We start from the raw sequence: 11,461 nt of genomic DNA on the forward strand, positions 1-11,461 counted from the left end.
CTCACTCACCGAGGAGGACGAGTTTAATCCGTCTGGCGCAGTCCTTGAAAAGCTCCTCAAGCTCCCTCCGCTGGCCATCGTCAAGCTCCTCAATCCTTGAGAAGAGCTCCCTGAAGGCCTCCTTGAGTTCCTCACCGCCGAGCTCAAGGAAGAGCTTGTAGGCCCTCATCTTTCCCTTGGCCTCTTCAAGCTCAGCCCTGTGCCTCTCAAGGTATTCTAGGCCCTTCTCCGTTATCACGTAGGTCTTCCTCTCACGCTTTCCCTTCTCGGCAACTTCGATTAGTCCGCTCCTCCTGAGCGATGCAAGGATTGGGTAAACCGTCCCGGCGCTCAGCTTTATGCCGTAGAGCCTCTCCATCTCGGCCATCACGCCGTAGCCGTGGTTTGCCTCTCTAAGCAGGTCGAGGATGACGAGCTTGAGCGTGCCCCTGACGTTGGGCTTCTCCATCGAACCACCCAATATATCGGGCGACATATCGGTTAAAAGTCTTTGGGTCGCCATCCTTATTAAGGCCCCGCCCAACTCCTTCAGGTGATATGTATGAGGCTGGTTCTCAAGCCACTCTTTGAGGCCGAACTGACCCCCGACTTCGCGGAAGTAATAAAGGGTAAGCTCCTCGGAAAGGAGGTTAAAACCGGTGAGGAAGTCGTCGTTGAGCTGATTGGAGAGCCCCTCCACTTCAAGGTTCTCTTAGCCGAGCCCTCCCCTCTCAAGGTAACGAGCTCGACGAAAATCGAGTTCTCGACCGGGAACCTTGATGTAGCCAACGTTGAGTTCGAGAAGGAAGTTGAGGACGTCATACCCTTTGGGAAGGGCTTTGTCGTCGTCCTCGGAAACAAGGTCGTCGTGCTCTCCAAGGAGGGGCAAAAACTTTATAGCGAGGAGTTCAAGCCCCTTAAAGGAATTAGGGTAACTGAAGATTCGGTGGTGGTAATCCATGGTTCGGGCGTCAAAATCATTAGACCCTAGCCTTTTCACCTTCGAGGAGAGCTGGGAAGAGAAGAAGAGAAGGGCCGAGAAAATAGTCGAAATCCTCATGAAGACACACCCCAGGGAGAAGCTCCTCATAGGCGACCCGTACAGGACTCTGATTCACTGCATAATCTCCCAGAGAATGAGGGACGAGGTTACCTACCGCGTCTGGGAGGAGCTCTTCAGGAAATACAGGGACATCGAGACGATAGCAAAAACGCCCGTCGAGGAGATGCAGGAGTTCCTGAGAAAGCGGGGGGTCGGCCTCTGGAAGACGAAAGGCGAGTGGATAGTCAAGGCTTCGAGGATAATCCTTGAAAAGTACAGCGGGAAGGTTCCCGACGATGTTCACGAGCTCATGAAGTTGCCGGGAATAGGTAGGAAGTGCGCCAACATAGTTTTAGCCTACGGCTTCGGAAGACAGGCTATTCCAGTTGATACGCACGTTAACAGGATAAGCAAGCGCCTCGGTCTGGCTCCACCGAGGGTTCAGCCGGAGAAAGTCGAGGAGTACCTCAGAGAGCTCATCCCGCGGGAGAAGTGGATATACGTGAACCACGCCATGGTTGACCACGGGAGGAGCATCTGCAAGCCGATAAGGCCGAGGTGCAACGAGTGTCCCCTCAGGGAGCTCTGCCCCTACGCTAAGGGGCTCGTAAAGGATGAGGACATAAGGTAGAAAAGCCGACCCATGAAGACGCTAGAAGAAGAGGATAACCAAGAATCATTCTTCCTCCTCTACTTCTTCCCCGGCTAGCTTTCTCAGCTTGTCGAGGTCGGAGCCAACCGCTATGAGGACGTCCCCCTCTTCGATTGTGTCCTTCTTCCCCGGGTCGTAGATGTAGCGGTCACCGCGCTTTATGGCTATTATCCTCGTCCCTATCTTACTCGGGAGCTTGAGCTGTTCAAGGCTCTTGCCGATGAGAACCGAGTTGGGCCTGACAGTTACCCTTCCGAGTTCCTCTTCGGTGTCCTCCATTATTTCCATGATGATAGGGTGTGGCTCTATGTCCCTCAGGACTATGTCCGCTATACCGTAAGCTGCGTCGCTTATGCGCTCGTTTATGTCGGCGAGGTCTATTATACTGAGCAGGCTCTCTGGATCGTCCTCTTTCTTAGCTGCCCGGAGGGCTAGCTTTTTGACTTTGAGGGTTAGGTCGTCTATTCTCTCCTCAAGGATATAGACCTCCTCGGCTATGTCCTCGCTGTTGTACATGACGGAGGAGAAGGCCAAGTCTATCATGAGGGCCGAGAGGTCCTTCATCTCTATGAGGCAGTTCCTAATCTCCTCGAATTCATCCATGGGACACCACCTTCAGAACACCGCGGGCTATCTCCTTAAGCCTCTCAAGGGCCGTTCGGGTGCCCCTTGCTATGAGGGTGTCGTTCGGGAATATCTTTGTGTCCTCGTCGGGGTCAAAAATCCACCTCTTTCCCCTTCTTATTGCAATCACCCATGCCCCGGTGTTAGTCGGCAGATCAAGCTCCTCAAGGCTCTTCCCGACGAGTTCGGAATCGGGGGAAACGACGGCTTTCCCTATCGTCTCCTCACTCTCAAGGATAACCTCAGTGACGAGGGGATGGAGCTTCTCTTCGAGAACCATCTTCGCGAGATCCGCTGCCGCGTTGGATATATCGTCTATCGAGCGACCCATCTGGAGGATTGACGTTATTCTCTCCGCGTCCTTGAGGTTTCTTGCAGAGAGAACTGCCCTAACCATCAGGTTGTAATTGAGGATGTCGAGGTATTCCTCAAGCTCAAGAACCTCTTCGGCCATCTCCTTTTCCCTGAAGAGAACAGCCGAGTAAGCAAGATCAACCATGAGCTCAGCCGTGTTCTTCATCTCGACGAAGATGTCCTTTACATTGTCGGGAACCTCAACCTCGTCCCATTCTTCCATCGAAGTCCCTCCCCCGTTTTGAATCTCTGCCCCGGCTTATTTACTTTTCGCCGCTCAGTTGAGTGTAAATGACAACTTTTATAAAACTGCTCCGCTAAATGGCCCGGAGGTGGGAGGAATGGGGGTGGAAGACGATGCTCCCGGTGGAAGTAACCGTTGGAACCCACGGATGGCGGGAGAGGTTGAAACAGACGTTTTTGGTAACGTTCCCAGCGTTATTGCTCTGTTTAGCCCTTGATTTCGTTGGTGGGGGTGTTTTGGGCAAGAATTTCAAGATAATAGCCACTTCGTATCCGCTTCTCCTAGTCATCCTTCCCGGTCTTAGCGATTTGAGGGGCAATGTTTTCGGTGCGATGGCTTCGAGAATGACAACCGCCCTTCACCTCGGTAAAATCAAAGGGATACTCGATAAGGAGGTCACTACAAACGTATCGATGGCCATTGGGAGTTCTAAGATACCTCTCATCGTTCTCTGGGTGGCCGGTGCAATAAAGCTCGGCTTTTCGCACTCGGCCTTCATTGTCCTCCTCATTGTCATAGCTTCAGCCATAGTCATTGGTCTGCTCCTTGGCTATTCAACCGCTTTCATCACGATATTCCCCTACCGCTGGGGTACCGATCCGGACATGATAGCAGCACCCCTGATAACTTCCGTGGCTGACGTCATAACCATCCCGACGCTCGTTTATCTCATATTCTTCTATGAAGACCACAAAACGGCCTTCTACGCATTCACGGCCTTCATGATAGTCCTCTTCCTCCTGCTAATATTCCTCTCCGACTACAAGAAGGAGCACGTGAAGGCATTCAAGGAGGTCTCGGGTGTCCTGACGATCCTGGCCCTCATCGAGATATTCTCAGGTTCCACACTCGAGTCTTACAGCGACGTTATCTCCAAGGCCATAATCCTCAGCGTCATGTATCCCTCAATACTCGACAGCGTTGGTAACTTCGCATCCATAGCCGCGGCAACTACTTCAACGAGGCTGAACCTCTCCGGAAAGAGCGCGCTAATGAACAGGGGGTTTTACCTTGACGTTTTGGCCCTCCTCTTGCTGACGCCGATAATCGGCTTCCTGACCAACTACATAGCCATCCACGTCACGAACCTGATAGGCTACCACGCCGCACTGATATGGCCCTTTATTCTTGGTTACCCCTTGCTCGTCGTTGCAAATATTGGAATTGGAGTCTTCATCGCCTACCTTTCCCACCGCTTCAACATAGACCCCGACAACGTTGCCATCCCGACTGTTACAACAATATCTGACGTTATGGGAACCCTCTTTGTTGTCCTGTTGGCAAAGATGATGGTGGGAGCATGATAGGCCTCTCGACCACGGCTTACCCGGGAAGGAACGTTAGGGCCTTCGAGGAGTGGCTCAGAGCGGTTAAGGAACTTGGCTTTGACGCCGTTGAGCTCGTGAGCGAGTGGCCCAACTTCCTCACCCGAACCAACTGGAAGAGCTATTCCGAACTGATTGAGAGCTACTCCTTAGCTGTAACGGTTCACGCGCCCTTCAGCGACGTGAACATAGGCTCCTTAAATTCTCGAATCAGAGAGGCTTCTCTGGAGGTTCTTGAGGAGGCCCTTGAGGTCTCTTCCCTCCTTAACGCCCTGAGCGTTACGGTTCATCCCGGCCACTGCTCCCCAGCGAGCAGAAAATACAGGGACGACTACAACTGGGTTCACAGGCAGTCGCTTTCAAGGCTTGGGGAGCTTTCGCGGGAATACGGGGTCACCGTTGGGGTTGAGAACATGCCCAGCTTTCCCATACTGGACGCTCAGACCCCGGAAAGGCTCGCCGAGCTCCTTGAGGGAATTGAACTGGGCGTTACCTTTGATCTCGGCCACCTGAACACCACCACGAGGGACTTTGAGGGCTTCCTGAGGATTTTTAAAGGGCGAATAGTCCACATCCACCTCCACGACAACTCAGGCAAAGCCGACGAGCACCTGGCCGTTGGAGATGGGATAATCCCCTGGAGGGAAGTCCTGCCGAAGCTCCCGGGGGTCCCGCGGGTTCTTGAAGTTTCCAGCCTTGAGGACGCGGAGAGGAGTCTGGGCTATCTCAGGGACATTGGTGGGCTTTAAAGTTCATTGGAGCTCATCTTTACAAAACGCAACCCTTTTATACATTCCCACCGAACTGGAAACGGTGAATCTTCTGGAGGGAGGAGCATGACCGAGAAAATCGTTGAAGAACTGAAGCCCTTCTTCGAGCCAAAGGCCGTCGCTATCATCGGCGCGACCAACAAAAAGGGCAAAGTCGGGAACGTTATCTTTGAGAACTTCAAGAGGAACAAGGAGAACGGTGTTTTCAAGGGCAACATCTACCCCGTGAACCCCAAGCTGGATGAGATCGAGGGCTACAAGGTTTACCACAGCGTTAAGGAGCTTCCCGACGATACCGACCTCGCGGTGATAGCGATTCCAGCTCCATTCGTGCCCCAGACCATGAGGGACATAGCGGAGAAGGGGATAAAGGCCGTCATAATCATCACCGGTGGCTTCGGTGAGCTCGGAGAGGAAGGTAAGAGGCTTGAGCGCGAAATCTACGAGATAGCTAAGGCCAACGGGATACGTGTTATCGGCCCGAACTGTGTTGGCGTTTACGTACCTGACACAGGCGTTGACACCGTCTTCCTGCCCGAGGAGAAGATGGACAGGCCGAAGAGCGGGCCAATAGCCTTCGTCAGCCAGAGCGGGGCTTTTGCAGCTGCGATGCTCGACTGGGCTGCTATGGCGGAGATAGGAATAGGCAAGATGGTCAGCTACGGCAACAAGATAGATGTTGATGACGCCGATTTGATGGACTACTTCATCCACGACGACGAGATAAACGTCGTTACCTTCTACATCGAGGGCGTCAAGGACGGAAGGAAGTTCATGGAAAGCGCGAAGAGGATAACGAAGGTCAAGCCGGTCATCGCTCTGAAGAGCGGAAGAACCGAGTATGGAGCGAAGGCCGCATCAAGCCACACGGGTTCTCTGGCCGGAGCGGATGTCATTTACGATGCGGTCTTCAAGCAGACGGGGATAATAAGGGCTGAAGACTTTGAGCACATGTTCGACTTGGCGAAGGCCTTTGCATCACTCAAACACAAGCTCCCGAAGGGCGATAGGATAGGCATCATCACCGACGGCGGTGGAGCTGGAGTCATGGCCAGCGATGCAGTTGCCAAATTCGGCCTCAGGATGGCGGAGCTGAGCGAGGAGACGATAAAGTTCCTCAAGGAGAGGTTCCCGCCACATGCCGTTGTCGGCAACCCGACCGACGTAGTTGGCGACACCGACGCCGAGAGGTACAGGCTTGCCCTTGAGGCATTTACAAAGGACCCGAACGTGGACGCGATACTCGTTATAGTCCTCTTCCAGGTGCCACTCCTTGAGGACGAGAAGGCCATAGAGATACTGGCTGACTACCAGAGGAAGAGCGACAAGCCCATAGTTGCCGTCGCTATGGGTGGAAGGAAGACGGACCGCTACGCGAGAATGCTTGAAGAGCGGGGAGTTCCGGTCTATCCAACCCCTGAAAGGGGCGTCAGAGCTCTGGCCGGTCTCGTAAGGTACGCCCAATACCTGAAGAAGGAGTGAAGGTGATGGTTATGAAGGAGGAAGCCCTTAGGGTTATCGAGTCCGTCCTTAATGAAGGCCGGACGGCGATGGTTGAGTACGAGGCAAAGCAGGTTTTGAAGGCTTACGGCCTTCCCGTCCCGAACGAAAAGCTCGCAAAGACCCTCGATGAGGCTTTGAAATACGCCGAGGAGATAGGTTATCCCGTTGCCATGAAGCTCATGTCACCGCAGATTCTCCACAAGAGCGACGCTAGAGTGGTCATGCTCAACATAAAAACCCCCGAGGAGCTCAGGCAGAAGTGGGAGGAGATACACGAGAACGCGCGCAAATACAGGCCCGATGCGGAAATCCTCGGCGTCTTGATTGCCCCAATGCTGAGACCCGGCAGGGAGGTCATCATAGGCGTAACCGAGGACCCGCAGTTCGGCCACGCAATAATGTTCGGTCTCGGCGGAATCTTCGTCGAGGTTCTGAAGGACGTGACGTTCAGGATAATCCCGATAACCGAGCGCGACGCGAGGAAGATGATAACCGAGATCAAGGGCTACCCGATTCTTGCTGGAGCGCGCGGTGAAGAGCCGGCCGACATAGAGGCAATAGTCGAGATGCTCCTCAAAGTTAGCGAGCTCGTCGACGACCTCAGGGACTACATAAAGGAGATGGACCTCAACCCGGTCTTCGTCTATGAGAAAGGTAAAGGAGCCGTCGTTGTGGACGCGAGGATTATCCTCAAGGTTCCGGAGAAGAAAGAGCCCGAGATAAGCGCAGAATACAGGGAGAGGTGCGCTTAGTTCTCTTTTTCCTCTTTGTAAACCATCTCGATGTAACTCAGGATGTCGTGGACTATGAAGAAGCTTATCACGGCATCGAGGGCCATTCCCAGCTTCCCGTACATGAGCGAGAGTATCGAGACGAAGAGTGTTATGCCTGCGTAGATCAGGGCAACCTTAACGGCCGTCCTGTTCTTCCGCCCGACAAAGTAAGCTAGGAGGAGGGTAAAGAGGGCAAAGGCCAGGTAAACCGTTGAAGAGGAATAATAGGCCTCGCCCAGGAGGAGGAAGCCGTAGAGGACGAGGAGGTAAGTTGAGAGCTGGAGGGGCCTCATTCACATCACGTACCGCTCCAGAGTTCCGGTGTATTTAAATCCATCGCTGTTTTTCAAAGGTTGAGGGATTTTTAGCTCATATGCCGAGCAGTTTCAACAGTCTCTCGAACTCCCGGGGTGAGCCCCTTATTACCGGATGCCTCGGGACGAAGGGACAGGGCTTCTCGGGACGGGAGCTGGCATCAAACGTCCCTATGACTCTTGCAATCGAGACGACCTCCTCCTTGTCCAGCCCTATAAGGGGCCTGAGAACCGGCAAATCGCTGGCGGTGCTGATGAGTGCCAGGTTATCTAGGGTCTGGCTTGCCACCTGACCGAGGGAATCCCCGGTTATGATCGCCCGTGCACCCCGGGATTTGGCCTCCCTGCAGGCCCTCCTGAGCATCAGCCACTTGCAGACCAAGCACGTCCACCGCTCTTTTTTAAGCTCCCTCAACCTCTCGAAGGCGGGCACGTGCTCCTCGGAGAAGTCCACAACGACCGGTTTCTCAATTTCGCCATATTTCCTCAGGATTTCCCAGAGCTCGAAGACCTTCTTCTCCTTAACTTCGTCCTGCCTGAAGTGCACTGGAATAACGTGGAGGCCCTTCTGGAGCATGAGGTAGATGGCAACGGGCGAGTCTATGCCTGAGCTCATCAGTGCGACGGCCTTCATCGCTCGATGGTTGGGCTCTCCCTTTAAGGCCCTTTCCTAAACCATAGGTTGAAGTGCCTAGAGGAACTCCCCGAACAGGAGGTCTTCCCTTCTTCCCCCGGCCTTCTTGAAGACCCTCTCGCTCCACGAGACGCTCCCAACGGCCTCTGGAAAGTGGGCGTCGCTCGCGAAGGTCAGCTTAATTCCACGCTTTATGCACTCCCTCACGAAGTCTAATTCGGGAACGCGGTAGCGGGAGCTTATCTCGAAGGCAACTCCTTTGGCCTCTGCAAGCTCCAGTATCTCCCCGAGCTCTTCCTCCGCGGGATAGCCTATGTAGTTGAAGCTGGCCCCGAAGTGTCCTATGACGTCCACTTCGTCTTCGAGGGCTCTTTTCACGAGGGTCAGGTATTCCTCAGGGGTTTCCACCCACTCGTGGACGCTCGCTATGAGGTAGTCAAGCCCCTCAACAGCCCAGTGGGGAACGTCTATTCCGTCCCGGGTTATGTTCGCCTCGACACCCGCAAGCACCGTGAGCTCGGCCTCACTGCCCCATCGTTTTATTTCTCTCACGTAGCGGTTGAGTCCCCTGCCGAGGAGGTAGTGACTGTGGTCGGTTATGCCGAGAACCCTCAGGCCCTTCCGCTCTGCTACTGCTATGTTGTCGTAGACGGAGCCGAGGCCGTCGGAGTAAGCCGTGTGGGTATGGGCATCGTGCGGAAACTCCAGCATGTTTCCCTCTTAGCTGTGTGCGTTTAAAACGCTTCTGGACAAAATATCCAACGTAAAGCCAAACCTTGAATTTTGACAAAGGTTTAAATATTATCCCGCCCAATCCCCTGCGGTGGTGCTCATGGTAGACCGCTCAAAAGTCCGCGTTGTTATAGCGAAGCCAGGATTGGATGGCCATGACAGGGGAGCGAAGGTCGTTGCGAGGGCCCTTAAGGAGGCAGGTTACGAGGTCATATACACCGGGATAAGGCAGACCCCGGAGCAGATAGTCGAGACTGTCATCCAAGAAGATGCTGCAGTTCTTGGAATAAGCATCCTCTCCGGAGCGCACATGGTTCTCATTCCGAAGATACTCAGGCTTTTAGAGGAGAAAGGGCTAAAGCCCGGGGAGGACGTAGCCGTCTTCGCCGGCGGGATAATCCCGCCCGATGACGCCGAGGAGCTCAAAAAGATGGGAGTCTTCGAGGTCTTCGGCCCCGGAACACCGCTGAAAACCATAATAGAGGCCGTTGATAAGGCCGTCGAGAACCTCAAGAGGTTCAGGGCTTAACTTTATATCCCCTCTGGATAATTTCTCCAGTGATGCCTATGGCCGAAGAACTGGAGGGCTTAATTGACCTTGCACTCAAAGGCGACAAGAAGGCCATAGCGAGGCTCATAACGCTCGTTGAAAACGACGAGGAAAAGGCCAAGGAAGTAGTGAAGAGGATATACCCCCTCACGGGAAAGGCATACGTCGTTGGCATAACCGGTCCTCCCGGCTCTGGAAAGTCAACCCTCCTCGACAAGCTCATAAAATTGGCTAGGGATGATGGACATAAGGTCGGCGTCATAGCAGTTGACCCCACCTCACCCTTCACAGGCGGAGCCTTACTCGGAGATAGGCTGAGGATGCAGAGGCACTCAACGGATCCGGGGGTTTTCATAAGGAGCATGGCAACCCGCGGTGCCCTCGGGGGCTTAGCGAAGGCCACCAACGACGCGATAAAGGTTCTTGATGCATCCGGCTACGATCTGATTTTTGTCGAGACCGTTGGAGTCGGCCAGATAGAGGTGGATATTGTCAAGACTGCCGACACAGTTGTCCTCGTAACCGTCCCCGGTCTTGGCGACGAGGTTCAGGCGATAAAGGCCGGCCTCATGGAAGTGGCCGACATCTTCGCCATCAACAAGGCCGACAGGGAAGGCGTTGAGATGGTCTATCTTGAGCTCAAGATGGCCCTTGAGTTCGAGAAGGACAAGTGGAAGGAGCTCGGCTGGGAGCCGCCGATAGTCGAAACCACCGCCTTCACACTCAAGGGGGTTAAGCCCCTATGGGAAGCCATAAAGGGGCACAGGGAATACATGGAGTCAAGTGGAAGGTTGAGAGAGCGCAGGGCCTTCCGTGCCCGGGAGGAGGTAAAAACAATAATAGCCTCGTCGATAGCGAGGAAGGTCGAAGAGAGGCTCGCGGAAGGAGAAGCTAAAGAGCTTATTGAGGAGGTCGTGGAGAGGAAGCTCGACCCGTATTCGGCCTCTCAAATCGTAATGGAGAAACTTAAGGAGGATCTCTGGAGGTGATTGTATGTTCAAGAAGATAGACCACGTTGGTATAGCCGTTAAGAACCTTGAGGAGGCCATAAAGGTATGGGAAGGCCTCGGCCTCAAGGTCGATGAGATTGAAGAGGTTCCAGACCAGAAGGTTAGAACCGCAATAATCCACATCGGGGAGAGCAGGATAGAGCTTTTGGAGCCAACGGCGGAGGACTCACCGATAGCGAAGTTCATAGCCAAGCGCGGTGAGGGGATACACCACATAGCCCTCGGCGTTGACAACATAGAGGAGCACCTCAAAGAGCTGAAGGAGAAGGGCTACCGCCTCATAGACGAGAAGCCGAGGATCGGCGCTGGGGGAGCGAAGATAGCCTTTGTGCACCCGAAGGCTGTAACCGGTGTTCTCCTAGAGCTTTGCCAGAGGGAATGAACATTTTCTACCATTTTGGCTTTTGTTATTGAATTATTTTCCCAAATGTTCTGTTGAAGGGGAAATACTTATAAACCGTGAGAATCCAATTCCTACGTCCTAACACGAGGATGGGGAGTGATGTTGATGTTGCTGAGGGGGAGGAGAACCCCCGAGAAATACTCCCGATTTATTTCACCGGAGCGCGTTTCAAAGCTCCTTAAGAACAATGGGAGAAGGAAAATTGTGTTCATTACCCGAAATCCCGATGAAAAGCCCGGAAAAAACGTATCTCTTCTCTGGATAAGCAGCATTGAGCACCCGAAGGCCATTAACCCTCGGAAGCTTCATGTTATCGAGCAGAAGGTGTGGGACGAACTCAATAGGGAGAACGCGGTGGTTGTTCTGGACGGTCTTGAATACCTTCTCCTTGAAAACGGGCCAGAGACCACCCTTCGATTCGTTGGGAAGCTAAGGGACATGGCAATACTGACGAACTCCAACATCTACATTGTAGTCAGCGAGGCCATAGACGAGAAGATAAGGAACCTCCTGAGGAGGATAGTTGAGTGAGGTTTATATATTGAGTGTCCC

At 53.6% G+C, this 11,461-nt stretch carries 16 protein-coding genes; 10 read left to right on the forward strand and 6 right to left on the reverse strand.

Features of this window, described 5'->3' with window-relative positions; translation table 11 throughout:
* Window position 1: 1 nt before the first annotated feature.
* Window positions 2-448, reverse strand: a complete 447-nt coding sequence (locus MVC73_RS06680) for a PadR family transcriptional regulator (protein WP_297508678.1) — start codon at window positions 446-448, stop codon at window positions 2-4.
* 93 nt (window positions 449-541) lie between these two features.
* On the opposite strand from MVC73_RS06680, the gene MVC73_RS06685 reads away from it, so the two are divergent.
* The gene (locus MVC73_RS06685; protein WP_297508847.1) at window positions 542-970 is read left to right on the forward strand and encodes an ATPase; all 429 of its coding nucleotides are present in this window, start codon (window positions 542-544) and stop codon (window positions 968-970) included.
* Window positions 939-1,652 (forward strand): endonuclease III, encoded by a 714-nt coding sequence (gene nth / locus MVC73_RS06690; protein WP_297508680.1) that lies wholly within the window; start codon window positions 939-941, stop codon window positions 1,650-1,652. The genes MVC73_RS06685 and nth overlap by 32 nt, the downstream gene beginning before the upstream one ends.
* A 45-nt stretch (window positions 1,653-1,697) precedes the next feature.
* On the opposite strand, the gene MVC73_RS06695 is transcribed toward nth, so the two are convergent.
* Complete coding sequence (locus MVC73_RS06695; protein WP_297508683.1) at window positions 1,698-2,276, reverse strand: potassium channel family protein; 579 nt, start codon at window positions 2,274-2,276, stop codon at window positions 1,698-1,700.
* Window positions 2,269-2,874, reverse strand: a complete 606-nt coding sequence (locus tag MVC73_RS06700; RefSeq protein ID WP_297508686.1) for a TrkA C-terminal domain-containing protein — start codon at window positions 2,872-2,874, stop codon at window positions 2,269-2,271. Before MVC73_RS06700 ends, MVC73_RS06695 begins: the two co-directional genes overlap by 8 nt.
* Window positions 2,875-3,008: 134 nt before the next feature.
* Here MVC73_RS06700 and MVC73_RS06705 point away from each other — a divergent pair, with 134 nt between their 5' ends.
* From MVC73_RS06705 to MVC73_RS06720, 4 genes are all read left to right on the forward strand, one after another.
* On the forward strand, window positions 3,009-4,199 hold the full coding sequence (locus MVC73_RS06705) for a magnesium transporter (protein ID WP_297508689.1): 1,191 nt from the start codon (window positions 3,009-3,011) through the stop codon (window positions 4,197-4,199).
* Window positions 4,196-4,969, forward strand: a complete 774-nt coding sequence (locus MVC73_RS06710) for a sugar phosphate isomerase/epimerase (protein ID WP_297508692.1) — start codon at window positions 4,196-4,198, stop codon at window positions 4,967-4,969. Before MVC73_RS06705 ends, MVC73_RS06710 begins: the two co-directional genes overlap by 4 nt.
* A gap of 87 nt (window positions 4,970-5,056) precedes the next feature.
* On the forward strand, window positions 5,057-6,472 hold the full coding sequence (locus MVC73_RS06715; RefSeq protein ID WP_297508695.1) for a CoA-binding protein: 1,416 nt from the start codon (window positions 5,057-5,059) through the stop codon (window positions 6,470-6,472).
* Between the two features lie 11 nt (window positions 6,473-6,483).
* Window positions 6,484-7,245 carry an acetate--CoA ligase family protein gene (locus tag MVC73_RS06720; protein WP_297508850.1) on the forward strand — a complete coding sequence of 254 codons (762 nt, stop codon included), beginning with the start codon at window positions 6,484-6,486 and terminating at the stop codon, window positions 7,243-7,245.
* Here the strand turns inward: MVC73_RS06720 and MVC73_RS06725 are convergent.
* The 3 genes from MVC73_RS06725 to MVC73_RS06735 form a co-directional block, all read right to left on the reverse strand.
* The gene (locus MVC73_RS06725) at window positions 7,242-7,559 is read right to left on the reverse strand and encodes a hypothetical protein (RefSeq protein WP_297508698.1); all 318 of its coding nucleotides are present in this window, start codon (window positions 7,557-7,559) and stop codon (window positions 7,242-7,244) included. The genes MVC73_RS06720 and MVC73_RS06725 overlap by 4 nt on opposite strands.
* Window positions 7,560-7,635: 76 nt before the next feature.
* Window positions 7,636-8,214, reverse strand: coding sequence for a hypothetical protein (locus MVC73_RS06730; RefSeq protein ID WP_297508701.1), 579 nt, complete (start codon window positions 8,212-8,214; stop codon window positions 7,636-7,638).
* Window positions 8,215-8,271: 57 nt separating this feature from the next.
* The gene (locus MVC73_RS06735) at window positions 8,272-8,925 is read right to left on the reverse strand and encodes a PHP domain-containing protein (protein WP_297508704.1); all 654 of its coding nucleotides are present in this window, start codon (window positions 8,923-8,925) and stop codon (window positions 8,272-8,274) included.
* Window positions 8,926-9,046: 121 nt separating this feature from the next.
* Here MVC73_RS06735 and MVC73_RS06740 point away from each other — a divergent pair, with 121 nt between their 5' ends.
* The 4 genes from MVC73_RS06740 to MVC73_RS06755 all read left to right on the forward strand — a co-directional run bounded on the left by MVC73_RS06740 (window position 9,047) and on the right by MVC73_RS06755 (window position 11,440).
* Window positions 9,047-9,475, forward strand: coding sequence for a cobalamin B12-binding domain-containing protein (locus MVC73_RS06740; protein WP_297508853.1), 429 nt, complete (start codon window positions 9,047-9,049; stop codon window positions 9,473-9,475).
* 38 nt (window positions 9,476-9,513) lie between these two features.
* Complete coding sequence (meaB, locus tag MVC73_RS06745) at window positions 9,514-10,485, forward strand: methylmalonyl Co-A mutase-associated GTPase MeaB (RefSeq protein WP_297508856.1); 972 nt, start codon at window positions 9,514-9,516, stop codon at window positions 10,483-10,485.
* Window positions 10,486-10,489: 4 nt separating this feature from the next.
* Window positions 10,490-10,888 carry a methylmalonyl-CoA epimerase gene (mce, locus tag MVC73_RS06750; protein WP_297508707.1) on the forward strand — a complete coding sequence of 133 codons (399 nt, stop codon included), beginning with the start codon at window positions 10,490-10,492 and terminating at the stop codon, window positions 10,886-10,888.
* 120 nt (window positions 10,889-11,008) lie between these two features.
* On the forward strand, window positions 11,009-11,440 hold the full coding sequence (locus tag MVC73_RS06755; RefSeq protein WP_297508710.1) for a DUF835 domain-containing protein: 432 nt from the start codon (window positions 11,009-11,011) through the stop codon (window positions 11,438-11,440).
* Window positions 11,441-11,461 lie beyond the last annotated feature (21 nt).

The sequence above is a fragment of the Thermococcus sp. genome, assembly GCF_027052235.1.
In the GTDB taxonomy this organism is placed as follows: domain Archaea; phylum Methanobacteriota_B; class Thermococci; order Thermococcales; family Thermococcaceae; genus Thermococcus.

Excerpts from the sequence above, each read along its gene's own strand:
- MVC73_RS06755 (WP_297508710.1), top strand. The coding sequence starts at position 11,009 with ATGTTGATGTTGCTGAGGGGGAGGAGAACCCCCGAGAAATACTCCCGA.
- MVC73_RS06740 (WP_297508853.1), top strand. The coding sequence starts at position 9,047 with ATGGTAGACCGCTCAAAAGTCCGCGTTGTTATAGCGAAGCCAGGATTG.
- MVC73_RS06725 (WP_297508698.1), bottom strand. The coding sequence starts at position 7,559 with ATGAGGCCCCTCCAGCTCTCAACTTACCTCCTCGTCCTCTACGGCTTC.
- meaB (WP_297508856.1), top strand. The coding sequence starts at position 9,514 with ATGGCCGAAGAACTGGAGGGCTTAATTGACCTTGCACTCAAAGGCGAC.
- MVC73_RS06735 (WP_297508704.1), bottom strand. The coding sequence starts at position 8,925 with ATGCTGGAGTTTCCGCACGATGCCCATACCCACACGGCTTACTCCGAC.
- MVC73_RS06730 (WP_297508701.1), bottom strand. The coding sequence starts at position 8,214 with ATGAAGGCCGTCGCACTGATGAGCTCAGGCATAGACTCGCCCGTTGCC.
- MVC73_RS06695 (WP_297508683.1), bottom strand. The coding sequence starts at position 2,276 with ATGGATGAATTCGAGGAGATTAGGAACTGCCTCATAGAGATGAAGGAC.
- MVC73_RS06720 (WP_297508850.1), top strand. The coding sequence starts at position 6,484 with ATGAAGGAGGAAGCCCTTAGGGTTATCGAGTCCGTCCTTAATGAAGGC.
- nth (WP_297508680.1), top strand. The coding sequence starts at position 939 with ATGGTTCGGGCGTCAAAATCATTAGACCCTAGCCTTTTCACCTTCGAG.
- MVC73_RS06715 (WP_297508695.1), top strand. The coding sequence starts at position 5,057 with ATGACCGAGAAAATCGTTGAAGAACTGAAGCCCTTCTTCGAGCCAAAG.
- MVC73_RS06685 (WP_297508847.1), top strand. The coding sequence starts at position 542 with ATGAGGCTGGTTCTCAAGCCACTCTTTGAGGCCGAACTGACCCCCGAC.
- MVC73_RS06700 (WP_297508686.1), bottom strand. The coding sequence starts at position 2,874 with ATGGAAGAATGGGACGAGGTTGAGGTTCCCGACAATGTAAAGGACATC.
- MVC73_RS06680 (WP_297508678.1), bottom strand. The coding sequence starts at position 448 with ATGGAGAAGCCCAACGTCAGGGGCACGCTCAAGCTCGTCATCCTCGAC.
- MVC73_RS06710 (WP_297508692.1), top strand. The coding sequence starts at position 4,196 with ATGATAGGCCTCTCGACCACGGCTTACCCGGGAAGGAACGTTAGGGCC.
- mce (WP_297508707.1), top strand. The coding sequence starts at position 10,490 with ATGTTCAAGAAGATAGACCACGTTGGTATAGCCGTTAAGAACCTTGAG.
- MVC73_RS06705 (WP_297508689.1), top strand. The coding sequence starts at position 3,009 with ATGCTCCCGGTGGAAGTAACCGTTGGAACCCACGGATGGCGGGAGAGG.